A 16197-nucleotide genomic window follows, 5' to 3' on the forward strand; every position below is an offset into this window, starting at 1 on the left:
ACAAAACATTGAAAGAGAAACAACCGTTACCAGTTCTATTAAGCTGCTCCTCTCCATTTTCACCAATTTATTTTGCTTCAGCGTACACATCAGAGTACATGCGAATACATTCTTCGACTAAATCCCAAAAATGCTCTGCATTGATTTTCTTACCAACTTTTGCATTCGACTTCTGATTTAACACATAAAGCTCATCGCAAACTGTACGACCGTAACAAGGTCCACGATTGATATCAACTTCAACATACATTTCCTGTGTTTCAAACGCTTCAGGAGAGATCAGATAACCAACGCAAGTAGCATCATGTAATGGACCAGCAGCTAAACCGAAGCATTCGAACTGACTCTTCAATGTGAAGCGCATGATATCGCCAAATAGTTTTCCAGCGACATTTCCCACTGCTTCCATTCGTTCGATAATATCTTCCGTACAAATTGTTTGATGTGTCAGATCAAGTCCCATCATGACGATCGGTGCTCCTGAACTAAACACAACATGCGCCGCTTCCGGATCGGCAAAAATATTAAACTCAGCAGAAGGTGTGAAGTTTCCTGTTCCATAAGCTCCGCCCATCAAAACGATTTCTTTGATTTTCGGAATGATCAATGGCTCCATCCGCATCGCGACTGCAATATTTGTTAATGGCCCCACAGGCACGAGTGTAATATCACCATCACTAGCCATTAATGTATTGATGATATATTCAATCGCATTTGTTTTTTCTACCTGACGATGCAGCGGACCGAAGACAGGTCCATCCAAGCCAGACTCCCCGTGAACATTTCCTGCTACCACTTGCTCACGTACCAGTGGTTTTGGCATTCCTGCATAAACTTTTGCATCAATTCCTAATAACTGACAAACATTCAACCCATTTACCACTGTCTTGTCTAACGTTTGATTTCCTGCTACAATAGTGATTCCTAACAAATCAATTTTCGGATGTGCCGCCGCCATCAGCATCGTAATGGCATCATCATGCCCCGGATCACAATCTAAGATAATTTTCCGTTTTTCCATTTTGAAAACCCCCTAAGAAAATTTATTTCCTTTATCTATTTGCATTATAGTAAGTTCCTGCTTATGATAAGTATGAGAATTCTCATATAAGGAGGCAGAAAAATGAAGAAGTTGCAAAATGAAAAATTAAAACAGCAATTCATCCGCTCATCTGACTACCTTGATCAGTTTTCCTTCGATGTCAGCTTAGACACACAATTATTTTTCTTTCCAGCCAACAGCTATATCGTTAAAGAAGACCATGCGCCTACCCATTTATTCTATTTAGTCAAGGGGAAAGCCAAATTATATGACACCTTAGCCAATGGAAAAGTTGCATTAATCGATTTCTTTTCTCCGCCTTGCTTTATTGGTGAGATGGAGCTCGTCGATGAAAATCAAACCGCCTTTAGTGTACAGGCGATCGAAGACTGCTGGTGCCTGGCTCTAGCAAGAAAGGTTTGCCAAAAACGCTTATTGAAGGACGCACTTTTTCTGCAAAAGCTCTGCATCTATTTCGCCCATAAAAATTATCGTAATATCAAAGCATCGACTCAAAATCAAGGATTTCCACTTTCACAACGTCTAGCCTCCTTTATTTTATTGACGCAGAACGAAGGAACCTACCGTGAAAAACACACGCAGGTCGCCGAATATCTAGGTGTTTCCTATCGCCATCTGCTCTTCGTGATTGCTCAATTTGTGGAGGATGGCTATCTGAAAAAGATGAAAAAAGGCTATCTCATTCAAGATATTGAAACATTGACCCAATTGGCGTCCGAAGTGAAAGCCTAGATAGCTCGAAATAAGGAGATTATTTCCCAAAAACCGGAAAAATAATTCTGATTCTCGATCCGCATATCATTAGGCTACACAGCAGATTCATTTTTTCTCTATCAAAAAATGAGTAGAGCTTGATCGTTAATCACTGTGAAAAACCTAACGGACAGCTAACTCAGAGTAAGGAATTCATTCTTCGAAGCCCACGGAAAATGAAGTGATTTTCGTCCGCATACGATTAGGCTAAACTGCTTGTTCGCTATCTTGCTAAAAATCTATTATTGCTGCTCAAGTTCAACAAACTGCGAAAAGCCTAACTCACAAAAAAAGCATCCAACAACAATCAAATGACTGTTGCTGGATGCTTTTTCGTTTATTCATATTTTACTTCTGCCAAATAAAGCCCTTCTGGATGAGCGGTTGGTCCCGCAGCATTACGATCCTCCGCTTCAATGATAGTGGGAATACTATCTGCTGGAATACGTCCATTGCCAATTTTCAACAATGTTCCAACTAAGATCCGAATCATCTTATATAAGAAACCATTGCCACGAAAAATGAAGGTCAACTCTGTCCCAGCGTCATTTACTTCTAGGTCCGCCTGATAGATCGTCCGAACCTTATCTTCGATCGAACCGCCAGTTGCACAAAAGGACGTGAAATCATGAGTTCCTAGCAGATCCGGCAAAGCCTGACGGATCAAATCCAAGTCTAATGGATAAGGATAATAAGCGGCATAGTATCGACGAAAAGGACTGCGTGGTTTAGCAATCTGAACCTTAAAATGATAGGTCTTCTCGGTTACGTGATAGCGTGCATGAAACTCATCATCCACAATTTCAACGGAAGAGACCGCGATATCATCTGGTGTCTGTGTATCTAAGGCAAAACGCATCCGTTCCAATGGTCGTTCTTGGGGATAATCGAAGTGGATTACCTGACCAATCGCATGGACCCCTGCATCCGTCCGGCCAGAACCAAAAATTGTTACTGGAGATCCGTTGTTCATTTTTTTCAGCGTCTTCTCGACTTCCTCCTGTACCGTTCGTCCATTCGGCTGTCGCTGAAACCCATTAAAATTCGTCCCATCATAAGCAATCACTGCCTTGTATCTAACCATCGTTTCGCTCCTCAAAAAATAAATTCTAGTCATTATACCAGCTTTTTATTCGGAATCCAACGCGCTTAGATCCGAGACTTGATATTTATTGCTGCCTGGCAGACTCTTTTTATACTTCCAACAAGTAATAGCCTCTTGTAAAGAACGCCCTTGATTGTCAGCGAAAAAATCACGAATGTACGTGTTGTACTCAAACTGCGCGTCAATTTTTCTTGGTTTCTGAGTTGCAATCTCGGGATAAATCGCAATGGCTTCACGATAAGTTTTCCCAGCATTTTGCTTCAGCCAATTCTGAAATGCTACCTTAAAGGTAAAGGAATCACCTAACTCCTTTTTGAAAAAAGCACGATGAACTTCTGAAAAAACAATATTCTCTTCGATCATGCTTTCTAAAGTCAATTCCTCAGTCCGAAGAGTTCTGTTCTTTTTCGTCGGTTTTACTAGTTTTTCACCTGTTCGCAAAAAATGTTCAATTCGTTCATTTAGTTCAGCTTTACTTCCTGATTTAGCTAATCCCTGTTCCTGACAAAACGTTTGTAGCTCTTCTTTTAAGTAATAATACTCTCTAAATGTTTCTGGTCTCAATCCAACATCTAAATCCGGTCGCTTCTCCGTCATTTTTTATCCTCCACTTAGTTACTCCATTTATCCTATCATAAGCAGTAGCGACAGACACACTCTTTTTAGAACTATTCAAAAACACAAAAAAGTAGACATCATCCAAACAAATGGATGGTGTCTACAATCTCTAACTTCTTAAAAAAACTAAAATAATGGTTGCAACAGCAAAAACACCAATGACGATCGTATCTCGTGATGTCCATTGTAATTTACGGTACTTACTACGTCCTTCACCACCACGATATCCGCGAGCTTCCATAGCTGTTGCTAAGTCTTCCGCACGGTTAAAACTGCTGACAAATAACGGAATCAACAATGGGACAATCGCTTTGACCTTTTGAATCAAGTTACCATCATTAAAATCGACCCCACGAGCACGTTGAGCATTCATGATTTTTTCCGTTTCATCCATCAAAGTCGGTACAAACCGTAAAGCAATCGATAACATCAACGCAATTTCATGTACAGGTAAATGAAACTTTTTCAACGGATTCAATAATGATTCAATCGCATCAGACATCGATAAAGGCGGTGTCGTCAATGTCAACAACGTCGACATGAAAATGATCAAGACAAAACGACAGAAGATAAATAAGCCGTTCTGGATCCCATAAGATGAAAGGCTGAATACGCCCCATGACCAATATAAAGTCCCACCACGGGTAAACAGCATCTGCAATGCCACCGTAAAAATGATCAGCCAGATCAGCGGTCTGACACCTTTCAAGAAAAAATTCAAATTAATCTTAGATAAAAATACGGCAAATAGAGTAAAAATGCCTAAAAACAAATAGCTCTGCCAGTTATTCGCTAAAAAAATAATACCGATAAAATAGAAACTAGCGACTAATTTTGCCCGCGGATCTAAGCGATGGATCAAAGAATTGCCTGGAATATAACGACCAAAAATCAATTTATTCATCATGAGCAGGACCTCCCGCAAATTTTACGATCCAGTCCGCCAATTCATTTTCTGTTAATGGCAGTTCGTCAAAGGTTGCGCCGCGAGCCTGCATTCTCTCAGCAAAGGCTGTTGCTTGCGGTACACCTAGTTGCTTCTCCTTCAACCAGTCAACATCTTCAAATACAAACTGTGGCTCACCATGCTTCACTACACGCCCTTTTTCCAAGACATAAACATAATCAGCAAAATTCGCTACATCATCCATTAAATGAGTGACTAAAACAATCGTCATATTCTTTTCTTGGTGTAATCGCCAGAACATTTCCATCATTTCTTTACGACCTAGCGGATCTAAACCCGCTGTTGGCTCGTCTAAGACCAAAATTTCTGGTTCCATAGCCAAGACCCCAGCAATCGCTACACGACGCATTTGCCCTCCTGAGAGCTCAAATGGCGAACGCTCCAGGTATTCCTCATCCATGCCCACTAATTTCAAGTTCTCTTTTGCTAAAAGCTGTGCCTCTTCATCACTGGCACCAAAATTCTTTGGACCAAATGCAATATCTTTCGCAACCGTTTCTTCAAATAATTGAGCTTCAGGAAATTGAAAGACGATCCCGACCTTTTTACGAACCGGTTTTAAATTTTTATTATCTGTCGTAGGTGTGATGGTTCGATCACCAATCACGACTTGCCCATCAGTTGGCTTCAACAAAGCATTTAAATGCTGCAATAAAGTCGATTTACCACTACCGGTATGTCCCACCAACGCGGTATAAGAACCTTCCTTAATATTTAAATCAATATCGTAAAGTGCTCGTTGCTCAAAGGGAGTATTCGGTTGATAAACGTAGCTTACTTTTTCAAAACGGATGTCCATAACCAGTCCATCATCCCTTCCTCATCCAAATAGTTCGCCGGCACATTCACACCGCGAGCTTTTAATGCCGATTTTAATTTTTCAGGAAATGGCAAATCCAACCCCAGAGAAACTAACTCTGGACCAGCAGAAAAAATTTCATCTGGCGTTCCTTCTTGATACAGTTTGCCGTCTCTCATCACCAAGATTCGATTTGCACTCGCTGCTTCATCGATATCATGGGTGATTGAAATAACGGTCAAATCGCTTTCTTCTTTGATTTTATTGATTGTCGCGATCACATCATCACGACCTTCAGGGTCCAACATACTGGTCGCCTCATCTAAAATGATAATGTCTGGGCGCAAAGCAACCACACCCGCAATCGCTACCCGTTGCTTTTGTCCACCAGACAAACGAGCAGGCTCGCGAGTTGCAAAGTCCTGCATTTTGACTTTTTCCAAAGCATCTTTGACACGATACTGCATTTCACTGCGTTCGATTCCTTGATTCTCCAAACCAAAGGCCACATCATCTTCCACTGTCGCTCCGACGAACTGGTTATCAGGATTTTGAAAAACCATTCCAACCATTCGGCGAATATCCCAGACAGTTTCCTCAGATAATTCCATCCCGCCTACCGTAACAGTTCCATTTTGCGGCAAATGAAGACCATTAATCGCTTTTGCTAACGTTGATTTTCCGGAGCCATTATGACCGACAATAGCGATCCATTCTCCTTTTTGAATTGAAAAGCTCACATCTTTTAAGGCTGGTGCTGCTTCTTCTTGATAACTAAATTCAATTTGATTGATTTCAATAATTGGCTTCATGGTTACACCTTTCCGCTTCCTTGCAAATATGTACTAAGACTAGCAAAAAAGCTTCACTTTATCAATCCTTGATACTCAATAAAATGCTTTTGTATACCTATCTGTCTTGACAGTATTTTTGGGTATAAAAAAACACTTTATGATGAGTGCCGGCTTCCCAGTCAATCTGGGAAGCGGCGCTGAGCTAGACTCGGAGAAAATCTCCAACATCATAACACTCTAAAAGAATCATCTATAAAGTGAAGAGTGATTATTATACAAGTTCTAAAACGACCATAGGGGCGTTGTCGCCGCGACGAGGTTCAGTTTTCAAGATACGAGTGTATCCACCTTGACGTTCAGCGTAACGAGGAGCGATGTCATTGAATAATTTTTGTAATGCAGATTCAACAACAACTTTCTCATTTTCTTCGCGAACATCAGCGACTTCATTACGTACAAAGCTAGCAGCTTGGCGACGCGCATGAAGATCCCCGCGTTTTCCTAAGGTAATCATCTTTTCAGCAGTTGAACGAACTTCTTTCGCACGAGCTTCAGTCGTTACGATACGTTCGTTGATAATTAAGTCAGTTGTTAAGTCACGCAACATTGCCTTACGTTGGCTAGATGTGCGTCCTAATTTACGGTAACTCACGTAGGTTTCCCTCCTTTGTCAACAATATTAATCGTCTTTACGTAGTCCTAAACCAAGATCATGTAATTTAGCTTTCACTTCTTCAAGTGATTTACGACCTAAATTACGTACTTTGATCATTTCAGGTTCAGACTTATTCGTTAATTCTTGAACCGTATTAATTCCGGCACGTTTCAAGCAATTGTACGAACGTACAGACAAGTCTAGTTCTTCGATGGTCATTTCCAACATTTTTTCTTTTTGAGTTTCTTCTTTTTCTACCATGATTTCAGCATTTTTCGCTTCATCAGTAAGATTTACAAAAATATCTAAATGTTCAGTCAAAATTTTCGCCGCAAGACTCAATGCTTCTTGAGCAATGATCGATCCGTCAGTCCAAATTTCCATCGTTAATTTATCGAAGTCATCACGACGACCAACACGGGTGTTTTCAACTTGGTAGTTAACTTTGCGTACTGGTGTATAGATAGAATCGACTGGAAGGACACCAATTGGCATATCTTCCTTTTTGTTTTCGTCTGCTTGAACATAGCCTCGACCAGGTTTTACTGTTAGGCGAGCATGGAATGTCGCACCTTCAGCAACAGTACAAATGTACATATCTTTATTCAAGATTTCAACGTCGCTGTCAACGATAATATCGCCGGCAGTTACCGTAGCTGGTCCAGTAATATCGATCTCAAGGGTTTTTTCTTCTTCCGCGAATAATTTCAACGCTAAACCTTTGATATTCAAGATGATTTGTACAACGTCTTCTCTTACACCTTTGATGGTTGAAAATTCGTGTAACACCCCATCGATTTGAATATTAGTAATGGCAGCGCCCGGTAAAGAAGAAAGTAGAATACGACGTAGAGAATTACCTAAAGTAGTTCCATAACCTCTTTCCAAAGGTTCGACAACGAACTTGCCATAATCTCTGTCTTCATCAATTTTTGTGATTCTTGGTTTTTCGAATTCAATCATTCTTGTCTTTTACCCCTTTCAAAACGAAAAGTGTCTTGTTCAATGACGTTCCTGTAAAACTCATAGAGTTGGGCACTCATTAAACACGACGGCGTTTTGGAGGGCGGCATCCATTATGAGGTACTGGAGTCACGTCACGAATTGCAGTTACTTCTAAACCAGTTGCTTGCAATGAACGAATCGCTGCTTCACGACCAGAACCAGGTCCTTTAACAGTTACTTCAACACTTTTCAATCCATGTTCCATTGCAGCTTTTGTTGCAGTTTCAGCAGCCATTTGAGCAGCGAAAGGAGTTGATTTCTTGCTACCTTTAAACCCTAATGAACCTGCAGATGACCATGCTACAGCGTTACCGCTGGCATCAGTAATCATGACGATTGTATTATTGAAAGTCGAATGAATATGAGCAATACCAGTTTCAATATTCTTCTTCACACGACGTTTACGATTGACTTTCTTTGCTACCATGAAGATTTATACCTCCTTCACTAATTATTTTTTCTTACCAGCAATAGCGCGAGCTGGGCCTTTACGAGTACGAGCATTGTTCTTAGTGTTTTGTCCACGTGTAGGCAAGCCGCGACGATGACGGATTCCACGGTATGAACCGATTTCCATCAAACGTTTGATGTTTAAGTTAGTTTCACGACGAAGATCGCCTTCAACTTTTAATTTGTCAACTTCAGCACGGATAGCGTCTGTTTGTTCGTTAGTTAAGTCACGTACACGAACATCTTCAGAAACGCCTGCATCGGCCAAAATTTGTTTCGCTGTAGTATTTCCAATACCATAAATATAAGTAAGAGAAATTACCACGCGTTTATCACGAGGAATATCTACTCCTGCAATACGAGCCATACTTAATTACACCTCCAATTATCCTTGACGTTGTTTATGTTTTGGGTTTGCTGGGCAAATCACCATAACGCGTCCATTACGACGGATTACTTTACAATGTTCACACATTGGTTTTACTGATGGTCTTACTTTCATGATTATACCTCCTGAAGTTTTACGGAGTACAACTTACTTAAAGCGATAGGTAATGCGACCACGGCTCAAATCATATGGAGAAAGTTCTACTGTAACCTTATCTCCAGGCAAGATTCGAATATAATACATCCGGATTTTACCAGATACGTGTGCAAGAACTTCGTGTCCATTTTCCAATTCGACTTTAAACATTGCATTCGGCAAAGTTTCGACGACTGTTCCTTCGATTTCAATCATATCTTCTTTTGCCACGCAGAGTACCTCCTTGTAGTTGTTTCGCATTTTCACACGATAAAATGGCGGAAACTGCAGTTCCCACCGTAATTCTAAAGTTAAACTTCTAAAAGCTAGAAGTCGGACTGACAAATTCTATCATAAAACATCGAACTTGGCAAGATAAACTGCATCTCAAGTCGGCAGGCAAAATTATTTTTCGATAATCTTTTCTACATCCGCAAATACGGCATCAATTTCGCGATCTCCATCAACTGGATATAACAGACCTTCTTCATCATAGTAAGCTAAAATTGGTTCGCTGTTTTTGATGTTCACAGACAAACGGTTTTTAACTGTTTCTGGCTTATCATCTTCACGTTGGTAAAACTCATGACCGCCACAACGATCGCAAGTACCTTCTACTTTTGTAGGATTGAAGATTTTATGATAAGTCGCACCACAGTTGCGGCACATGAAGCGTCCTGCCAAACGTTCAACTAACACTTCTTCTGCTACTTGAATTTCAATCACAGCATCAATCTTTTTATTCAAGTCCGCTAACATTTCAGCTAATGCTTTGGCTTGATCTAAAGTACGAGGGAAGCCGTCCAATAAGAACCCTTTATCTGTGTCCTTTTGAGCTAAGCGTTCCTTCACGATACCGTTAGTAACTTCGTCTGGGACCAAATCCCCTGCATCCATATAAGATTTTGCTTTCAATCCGAGTGTTGTCTCGTTTTTGATTGCTTCTCGGAACATATCCCCCGTGCTGATATGTGGAATATTGTACGTTGCAACGATTCTTTCTGCTTGTGTTCCTTTTCCTGCCCCTGGCAGTCCCATTAAGATCAGGTTCATTGTTTTCCCTCCTAAGTAATTGAAGCGAGAACGGCGTTGAGGAAGACCCTCAACACACGAATCTACTCTTCATCCATGAATCCGACATAACGTCGTTTCAACATGAGTCCTTCTAATTGTTTTGCAGTTTCTAATGCAACACCAACAACGATCAAAAGACTAGTACCGCCCAAACCGATTGATTGAGGCAGATTCCAAACCATTTGCGCGATGATTGGGATCAAGGCGATCAAACCTAAGAAAATAGCTCCGACCACACTTAAGCGCATCAAAATTGCAGAAACATATTCTTCAGTTCCTTTACCTGGTCTTACACGAGGAATATAACTTCCTTGTTTTTGTAAATTCTCTGCCAATTTTTCAGGATTAACCTGAACAAATGCATAGAAGAATGTAAAGGCAACGATCAGAACAGTATAAATCGCAGCACCTGGAACGGTATTGTAACTAAATAACTTAGTTAACATTTCGTACCAGCCTTCCGCTTGATATCTGCTAGCTAATGCTTGCAACACCGCATTTGGAGTAGCAATGAATGAGCTGGCAAAGATAACAGGGATAACTCCGGCAGCATTTACTTTTAATGGTAGATAACTACTTGTTGGAGCGCCAACGACTTGTTTTGTATATTGAATCGGAATTTTTCTTTCCGCTTGCTGGAAGTACGTTACGAAAACGACGATCAACACGATAGCGACAAGTAAAATTACAACAAAAATGACTGATTTCCAAAGATCACTAGAATCGATGTTCACAAAATAATCGTCATAAATATCTTTGATACTCTCTGGTAATCGAGAAATGATCCCCGCAAAGATGATCATCGATACGCCATTGCCGATTCCTTTTTCAGTAATCTGTTCTCCCAGCCAAGTAACGAACATCGTACCAGCTGTAAGAATGATACCGATCGTAACGAACGTTTGAACGTTACGGTTTGGAACAAAACCAAATTGTGCAAAATAATCAAAACCTGCTGTAATACTGACAGACTGAATGAAAGCCAATACTAAAGTCAAATAGCGAGTAGCTTGATTCAACTTTTTACGACCGACTTCCCCTTGTTTTGACCACTCAACAAATTTAGGAATGATATCCATCTGCAACAACTGAATAACGATTGAAGCAGTGATATATGGGGAAACCCCCATTGAGAAGATCGAGAAGTTTTGCATGGCTGAGCCACTGACCATGTTCAGCATTCTGAAAAATGGCATTTCACTCAGACCTTGCAATCCATGCGCGTCAACTCCCGGTACAGTGATCTGTGCACCTAACCGGAAAACTAATAGCATTAAGACGGTAAACAATATCCGTGATCGGATGTTCTTAACTTTGAATGAATCCTTTAAAAGTTTGAACATTAAATCACCTCGATTGAACCACCAGCAGCTTCAATTGTTTCTTGAGCATGTTTAGAGAATTTTGCTGCTTTAACGGTTAGTTTTTTATCTAATGATCCGTTTCCTAAAACTTTGATTCCAGCTTTTTCGTTTTTCACGATTCCAGCTTCCACTAAAGCAACTGGTGTTACTTCAGCTCCATCTTCAAAACGATTTAAGACATCTAGATTGACTACAGCGTATTCTTTACGATTCACGTTAGTAAATCCGCGTTTTGGCAAACGACGGAATAAAGGAGTTTGACCACCTTCAAAACCTAAACGTACACCACCGCCTGAACGAGCCTTTTGACCTTTTTGACCACGTCCAGATGTTTTTCCGTTACCTGATGAAGTACCACGTCCAACGCGGTTGCGAACTTTACGTGAACCTTCGGCAGGTTGTAATTCATGAAGTTTCATTATATTGGGCACCTCCTTAGATTTTAATCATCATTGTCTATTAAACTTCTTCTACGTCCACTAAATGAGACACTGTGTTAACCATACCTTTGATTGCATCATTGGCAGGTTTAACAACTGTGCTGTTCATTTTTTTAAGACCCAACGCTTTAACAGTGTCACGTTGGTTTTGAGGACGTCCGATAATACTGCGTTTTAAAGTGATTTTTAATTCAGCCATGTCATTCGTCCTCCTTAATTAGCTAAGTTTTCAACAGAGATGCCACGTAATTGTGCCACTTCTTCTGCTTTTTTCAATTGAGTCAAGCCTTCAACAGTTGCACGAACAACGTTGATTGGTGTGTTTGAACCTAAAGATTTAGAAGTTACATCGGCAACCCCAGCTAATTCCAAGACGGCACGAACTGGTCCACCAGCGGCAACTCCAGAACCTTCAACGGCTGGTTTCATTAAGATACGTCCGCCGCCGAATACACCAATGACTTCGTGAGGAAGCGTAGTTCCTACCATTGGTACTTCGATTAGGTTTTTCTTAGCGTCTTCGATTGCTTTACGAATTGCTTCAGGTACTTCTTGAGCTTTACCAGTACCAAAGCCTACGTGACCGTTTTTGTCTCCGACAACAACTAATGCTGCGAAACGTAGACGACGTCCACCTTTAACAACTTTAGTAACACGGTTGATCGCTACAACGCGGTCTTCTAATTCCAAATGTTTTGGATCGATATAAACCATGAATGGTGTTCCTCCTTCTCCTAAAATTCTAGTCCATTTTCGCGAGCTGCTTCAGCTAAAGCTGCTACACGGCCATGGTAAAGGTATCCACCACGGTCAAAGACTACTTTCTTAATTCCTTTTTCTGATGCACGTTCTGCTACTAGTTTCCCAACAGCTTGTGCTTGTTCAGTTTTGTTTCCACCTGAAATTTCTTTATCCAAGGCAGAGGCACTTGCTAGCGTCACACCCGCTACGTCATCAATAATTTGCGCGTAGATGTTTTTGTTAGAACGAAAAACGTTCAAGCGTGGGCACTCAGCAGTACCAGAAATTTTTCCGCGAACGCGCATGTGGCGTTTTTGGCGTGTTTTATTCTTGTCTGGTTTTGTAATCACAATTGTCACCTCTTTAATTAAGCTGGCCTAAGCCGCGTGTAGGTTCGACCTACTATTTACCAGTTTTACCTTCTTTACGACGTACGTATTCGCCAACATAACGGATACCTTTGCCTTTATAAGGTTCTGGAGGACGAGTTCCGCGGATTTTCGCAGCTAATTCGCCTACTACTTCTTTGTTTGATCCTTTAACAATTACTTGAGTGTTAGAAGGAACTTCGATTGTAACGCCTTCTGGAGCTACCATCTCAACTGGATGTGAGTAACCAACGTTCAATACAAGTTTTGACCCTTGTAATTGTGCACGGTACCCAACCCCGATTAATTCTAATGCTTTTTGGAACCCTTCAGAAACACCAACAACCATGTTATTGAAGTTTGCACGAGTTGTTCCGTGGATTGTTTTCATTTCTTTGCTGTCATTTGGACGAGTAAATGTTACTTCATTTCCTTCGATGCTCATTTTGATATCAGAAGAAAAAGTACGCGTTAATTCACCTTTAGGTCCTTTAACAGTTACGTCGTTTCCATTTTGAGTTACTTCAACTCCTGCAGGCAAAACGACTAATTTATTACCAATACGGCTCACTTAAAGACACCTCCTCATGGATTGTTTGTTCTTACCAAACGTAAGCTAGTACTTCGCCGCCGACGTTTTTGCCTCTTGCTTCTTTGTCGGTTACTAAACCTTCAGAAGTAGAGATGATTGCGATACCTAAACCATTTAATACTTTTGGTACTTCGTCAGCTTTGACATAAGCACGCAAGCCTGGTTTAGAGATACGTTTCAAGTTCGTGATAACACGTTCGTCATTTTTACCGTATTTAAGGAAAACACGGATCATGCCTTGTTTGTCATCTTCGATATATTCAACATCACGTACGAAACCTTCACGTTTAAGGATTTCTGCGATATCACGTTTGATTTTTGAAGCAGGTACTTCTACTGAGTCGTGTTTTACCATGTTGGCATTACGAATACGAGTTAGAAAATCTGCAATTGGATCTGTCATGACCATTGAACTGTTTACCTCCTTTATGCGAGTTTATTTTACCAGCTAGCTTTCTTCACGCCGGGAATTTGACCTTTGTAGGCAAGTTCGCGGAAGCAAATACGGCAAAGATGAAATTTACGATAAACTGAATGTGGACGTCCGCAACGTTCGCAGCGAGTATATTCTTGCGTTGAATGTTTTGCAGGGCGTTTGTTTTTAGCAATCATTGATTTTTTAGCCAATTTTTTCGCCTCCTTGATTATTTTTGGAATGGCATTCCAAGTTGTGTTAATAATTCGCGAGATTCTTCGTCTGTCTTAGCAGTTGTTACAACAACGATATCCATACCGCGGACTTTATCAACTAAATCATAATCTACTTCAGGGAAGATCAATTGTTCTTTGACACCTAAAGTAAAGTTACCACGGCCATCAAAGGATTTTTTGCTTACTCCGTGGAAGTCACGTACACGTGGAAGTGATACAGACACTAATTTGTCTAAGAACTCATACATTCTTTCTCCACGTAGTGTTACTTTCGCACCGATAGGCATTCCTTCACGTAAACGGAAACCAGCGATTGATTTTTTAGCTTTAGTGATAATTGGTTTTTGACCAGAAATCAATGCTAATTCTTCAACAGCTTTGTCTAAGTTTTTTGCGTTTGATACCGCATCACCAACACCCATGTTGATGACGATTTTCTCAACTTTAGGAACTTCCATAACTGAATTATAGTTAAATTTTTCCATCAAAGATGGTGTAATTTCACTTACAAATTTTTCTTTTAGGCGGTTCATCTATAAGATCCTCCTTCCTTGTTTAATTATTTATCTAGAGCTTCGCCGGTTTTTTTAGAAACACGGACTTTCTTACCGTCAACCACTTTGTAGCCAACGCGTGTCGCTTCTCCATTTGAAGGGTCGATCACCATAACATTAGATGCATGAATTGGTGCTTCTACCTCAACGATTCCGCCTTGAGGGGCTTCTTGAGAGGCTTTTTTGTGTTTTTTCACGACATTGACGCCTTCAACAACGACTTTGTCTTTTTTAGGAAGGGCTTCTAATACTACGCCTTCTTTATTTCTGTCTTTACCAGAGATAACTTTTACTTTATCGCCTTTTTTAACGAACATTACTGTTGCGCACCTCCTTTGGTTGAATCTTTCGATTATAATACTTCCGGTGCCAATGAAACGATCTTCATAAAGTTGCCTTCGCGTAGTTCACGAGCGACAGGTCCGAAGATACGTGTTCCTCTTGGGCTCTTGTCATCACGAATGATAACAGCTGCATTTTCATCAAATTTGATATAAGAACCGTCAGAACGACGAGCGCCTGATTTAGTTCGAACGATAACGGCTTTAACGACTTCACCTTTTTTGACAACACCACCTGGCGTTGCTTGTTTAACCGTAGCAACAATCACATCACCGATATTTGCAGTTTTGCGACCAGATCCGCCAAGAACTTTAATAGTTAAAATTTCACGAGCGCCTGAGTTGTCCGCAATTTTTAAACGACTTTCTGCTTGGATCACTTGTGTATCCTCCTTTCAGATTTAAGAAACATCTATATAGGAAAATCTCGTGTGATTAGATAATCACTGCTTTTTCAACAATTTCAACCAGACGGAAACGTTTGGTAGCTGATAATGGACGAGTTTCCATGATTTTCACGATATCGCCAATTTTTGCTTCATTGTTTTCATCGTGAGCTTTGTATTTTTTAGAATACTTCATACGTTTACCGTAGATTGGATGATTCTTTTTGGTTTCAACGACAACAGTGATCGTCTTGTCCATTTTGTCAGATACCACGCGTCCTTGATAAACTTTACGTTGATTTCTTTCTTCAGTCATACTGGAAATGGCCTCCTTCCACTATTTGTCAGCTTGTTCGCGCAACACAGTTTTAATGCGTGCAATCGATTTACGTACTTCTTTAATACGTGCAGTGTTCTCTAATTGACCTGTTGCTAATTGGAATCTAAGATTAAACAATTCTTCTTTTAATTGTTTTTCTTGATCAATCATTTCGGCAGTGGTTAATTCTCTGATTTCTTTAACCTTCATTCGATTCACCACCCATTTCCTCACGTTTTACGATCTTCGTTTTCATAGGTAATTTGTGAGAAGCAAGACGTAATGCTTCACGAGCGACTTCTTCAGGTACGCCGGCGATTTCAAACATGATCTTGCCGCGTTTAACTGGTGAAACCCAACCTTCTGGAGCACCTTTACCTTTACCCATACGTACGCCGATAGCTTTAGATGTATATGATTTGTGAGGGAAAATTTTGATCCACACTTTCCCACCACGTTTCATGTAACGAGTCATGGCGATACGTGATGCTTCGATTTGGCGGTTAGTAATCCAATGAGATTCAACAGCTTGTAAGCCGAATTCACCAAATGCGATTTCTTTTCCACCTTTAGCTTCTCCACGCATTTTTCCGCGGAATTCACGACGGTGTTTTACACGTTTAGGTACTAACATG

At 40.6% G+C, this 16197-nt stretch carries 28 protein-coding genes; 1 reads left to right on the forward strand and 27 read right to left on the reverse strand.

The genetic code is table 11. The features are described 5' to 3' along the window. Positions 1-67: 67 nt before the first annotated feature. Complete coding sequence (gene rihB, locus AC4J95_RS00550) at positions 68-1021, reverse strand: ribosylpyrimidine nucleosidase (RefSeq protein WP_494548194.1); 954 nt, start codon at positions 1019-1021, stop codon at positions 68-70. A 102-nt stretch (positions 1022-1123) separates the two neighbouring features. Between rihB and yeiL the strand changes: the two genes are divergently transcribed. Then, positions 1124-1795: a transcriptional regulator YeiL gene (gene yeiL / locus AC4J95_RS00555; RefSeq protein WP_494548195.1), complete on the forward strand. Its 672-nt coding sequence runs from the start codon at positions 1124-1126 to the stop codon at positions 1793-1795. Positions 1796-2153: 358 nt separating this feature from the next. Here yeiL and truA read toward each other — a convergent pair whose 3' ends face one another. The 26 genes from truA to rplP form a co-directional block, all read right to left on the reverse strand. Further along, on the reverse strand, positions 2154-2900 hold the full coding sequence (truA, locus tag AC4J95_RS00560; protein WP_494548196.1) for a tRNA pseudouridine(38-40) synthase TruA: 747 nt from the start codon (positions 2898-2900) through the stop codon (positions 2154-2156). A gap of 45 nt (positions 2901-2945) precedes the next feature. After that, entirely contained in the window at positions 2946-3518 is a 573-nt protein-coding gene (locus AC4J95_RS00565) for a DUF6434 domain-containing protein (protein ID WP_494548197.1), read from the reverse strand. Between the two features lie 130 nt (positions 3519-3648). Continuing rightward, a complete protein-coding gene (locus tag AC4J95_RS00570; RefSeq protein WP_494548198.1) occupies positions 3649-4446 on the reverse strand; it encodes an energy-coupling factor transporter transmembrane component T family protein in 798 nt (265 codons plus the stop codon). Then, a complete protein-coding gene (locus AC4J95_RS00575; RefSeq protein WP_494548199.1) occupies positions 4436-5305 on the reverse strand; it encodes an energy-coupling factor ABC transporter ATP-binding protein in 870 nt (289 codons plus the stop codon). Before AC4J95_RS00575 ends, AC4J95_RS00570 begins: the two co-directional genes overlap by 11 nt. Beyond that, positions 5281-6117, reverse strand: coding sequence for an energy-coupling factor ABC transporter ATP-binding protein (locus AC4J95_RS00580; protein ID WP_494548200.1), 837 nt, complete (start codon positions 6115-6117; stop codon positions 5281-5283). The genes AC4J95_RS00575 and AC4J95_RS00580 overlap by 25 nt, the downstream gene beginning before the upstream one ends. 253 nt (positions 6118-6370) lie before the next feature. Then, positions 6371-6751, reverse strand: a complete 381-nt coding sequence (gene rplQ / locus AC4J95_RS00585; protein ID WP_316401964.1) for a 50S ribosomal protein L17 — start codon at positions 6749-6751, stop codon at positions 6371-6373. 27 nt (positions 6752-6778) lie between these two features. Further along, positions 6779-7717, reverse strand: a complete 939-nt coding sequence (locus tag AC4J95_RS00590; RefSeq protein WP_010747196.1) for a DNA-directed RNA polymerase subunit alpha — start codon at positions 7715-7717, stop codon at positions 6779-6781. A 79-nt stretch (positions 7718-7796) separates the two neighbouring features. After that, positions 7797-8186, reverse strand: coding sequence for a 30S ribosomal protein S11 (rpsK, locus tag AC4J95_RS00595; RefSeq protein WP_016179483.1), 390 nt, complete (start codon positions 8184-8186; stop codon positions 7797-7799). Positions 8187-8210: 24 nt separating this feature from the next. Next, positions 8211-8576 (reverse strand): 30S ribosomal protein S13, encoded by a 366-nt coding sequence (gene rpsM / locus AC4J95_RS00600; RefSeq protein WP_010747198.1) that lies wholly within the window; start codon positions 8574-8576, stop codon positions 8211-8213. Between the two features lie 18 nt (positions 8577-8594). Then, positions 8595-8711 carry a 50S ribosomal protein L36 gene (gene rpmJ / locus AC4J95_RS00605; RefSeq protein WP_010742772.1) on the reverse strand — a complete coding sequence of 39 codons (117 nt, stop codon included), beginning with the start codon at positions 8709-8711 and terminating at the stop codon, positions 8595-8597. A gap of 33 nt (positions 8712-8744) precedes the next feature. Further along, positions 8745-8963 (reverse strand): translation initiation factor IF-1, encoded by a 219-nt coding sequence (gene infA, locus AC4J95_RS00610; RefSeq protein WP_010742771.1) that lies wholly within the window; start codon positions 8961-8963, stop codon positions 8745-8747. A 174-nt stretch (positions 8964-9137) separates the two neighbouring features. Beyond that, positions 9138-9785 carry an adenylate kinase gene (locus AC4J95_RS00615; protein WP_316401965.1) on the reverse strand — a complete coding sequence of 216 codons (648 nt, stop codon included), beginning with the start codon at positions 9783-9785 and terminating at the stop codon, positions 9138-9140. Positions 9786-9847: 62 nt separating this feature from the next. Then, positions 9848-11149, reverse strand: coding sequence for a preprotein translocase subunit SecY (gene secY / locus AC4J95_RS00620; RefSeq protein ID WP_316401966.1), 1302 nt, complete (start codon positions 11147-11149; stop codon positions 9848-9850). After that, positions 11149-11589 (reverse strand): 50S ribosomal protein L15, encoded by a 441-nt coding sequence (gene rplO, locus AC4J95_RS00625; RefSeq protein ID WP_316401967.1) that lies wholly within the window; start codon positions 11587-11589, stop codon positions 11149-11151. Before rplO ends, secY begins: the two co-directional genes overlap by 1 nt. 40 nt (positions 11590-11629) lie before the next feature. Further along, positions 11630-11809, reverse strand: a complete 180-nt coding sequence (gene rpmD, locus AC4J95_RS00630; protein WP_010747202.1) for a 50S ribosomal protein L30 — start codon at positions 11807-11809, stop codon at positions 11630-11632. A 14-nt stretch (positions 11810-11823) separates the two neighbouring features. Beyond that, on the reverse strand, positions 11824-12324 hold the full coding sequence (gene rpsE, locus AC4J95_RS00635) for a 30S ribosomal protein S5 (RefSeq protein ID WP_316401968.1): 501 nt from the start codon (positions 12322-12324) through the stop codon (positions 11824-11826). Positions 12325-12344: 20 nt separating this feature from the next. Next, entirely contained in the window at positions 12345-12701 is a 357-nt protein-coding gene (gene rplR, locus AC4J95_RS00640; protein WP_010782050.1) for a 50S ribosomal protein L18, read from the reverse strand. Positions 12702-12753: 52 nt separating this feature from the next. Beyond that, positions 12754-13290 (reverse strand): 50S ribosomal protein L6, encoded by a 537-nt coding sequence (gene rplF, locus AC4J95_RS00645; protein WP_316401969.1) that lies wholly within the window; start codon positions 13288-13290, stop codon positions 12754-12756. Positions 13291-13321: 31 nt separating this feature from the next. Then, positions 13322-13720 carry a 30S ribosomal protein S8 gene (rpsH, locus tag AC4J95_RS00650; RefSeq protein WP_010747206.1) on the reverse strand — a complete coding sequence of 133 codons (399 nt, stop codon included), beginning with the start codon at positions 13718-13720 and terminating at the stop codon, positions 13322-13324. Between the two features lie 32 nt (positions 13721-13752). Continuing rightward, positions 13753-13938 (reverse strand): type Z 30S ribosomal protein S14, encoded by a 186-nt coding sequence (locus tag AC4J95_RS00655; protein WP_028020384.1) that lies wholly within the window; start codon positions 13936-13938, stop codon positions 13753-13755. 17 nt (positions 13939-13955) lie between these two features. Continuing rightward, positions 13956-14495, reverse strand: coding sequence for a 50S ribosomal protein L5 (rplE, locus tag AC4J95_RS00660; RefSeq protein WP_010747207.1), 540 nt, complete (start codon positions 14493-14495; stop codon positions 13956-13958). Between the two features lie 26 nt (positions 14496-14521). Next, positions 14522-14833 (reverse strand): 50S ribosomal protein L24, encoded by a 312-nt coding sequence (rplX, locus tag AC4J95_RS00665; protein ID WP_010747208.1) that lies wholly within the window; start codon positions 14831-14833, stop codon positions 14522-14524. 35 nt (positions 14834-14868) lie between these two features. Continuing rightward, on the reverse strand, positions 14869-15237 hold the full coding sequence (rplN, locus tag AC4J95_RS00670; RefSeq protein ID WP_494548201.1) for a 50S ribosomal protein L14: 369 nt from the start codon (positions 15235-15237) through the stop codon (positions 14869-14871). Between the two features lie 55 nt (positions 15238-15292). Further along, complete coding sequence (rpsQ, locus tag AC4J95_RS00675; protein WP_010742759.1) at positions 15293-15559, reverse strand: 30S ribosomal protein S17; 267 nt, start codon at positions 15557-15559, stop codon at positions 15293-15295. Between the two features lie 21 nt (positions 15560-15580). Next, positions 15581-15772 (reverse strand): 50S ribosomal protein L29, encoded by a 192-nt coding sequence (gene rpmC, locus AC4J95_RS00680; RefSeq protein ID WP_316401970.1) that lies wholly within the window; start codon positions 15770-15772, stop codon positions 15581-15583. Then, positions 15762-16196 carry a 50S ribosomal protein L16 gene (gene rplP / locus AC4J95_RS00685; RefSeq protein WP_010742757.1) on the reverse strand — a complete coding sequence of 145 codons (435 nt, stop codon included), beginning with the start codon at positions 16194-16196 and terminating at the stop codon, positions 15762-15764. The genes rpmC and rplP overlap by 11 nt, the downstream gene beginning before the upstream one ends. Position 16197: the final 1 nt, after the last annotated feature.

The organism is Enterococcus sp. GPZ-007, assembly GCF_059374735.1.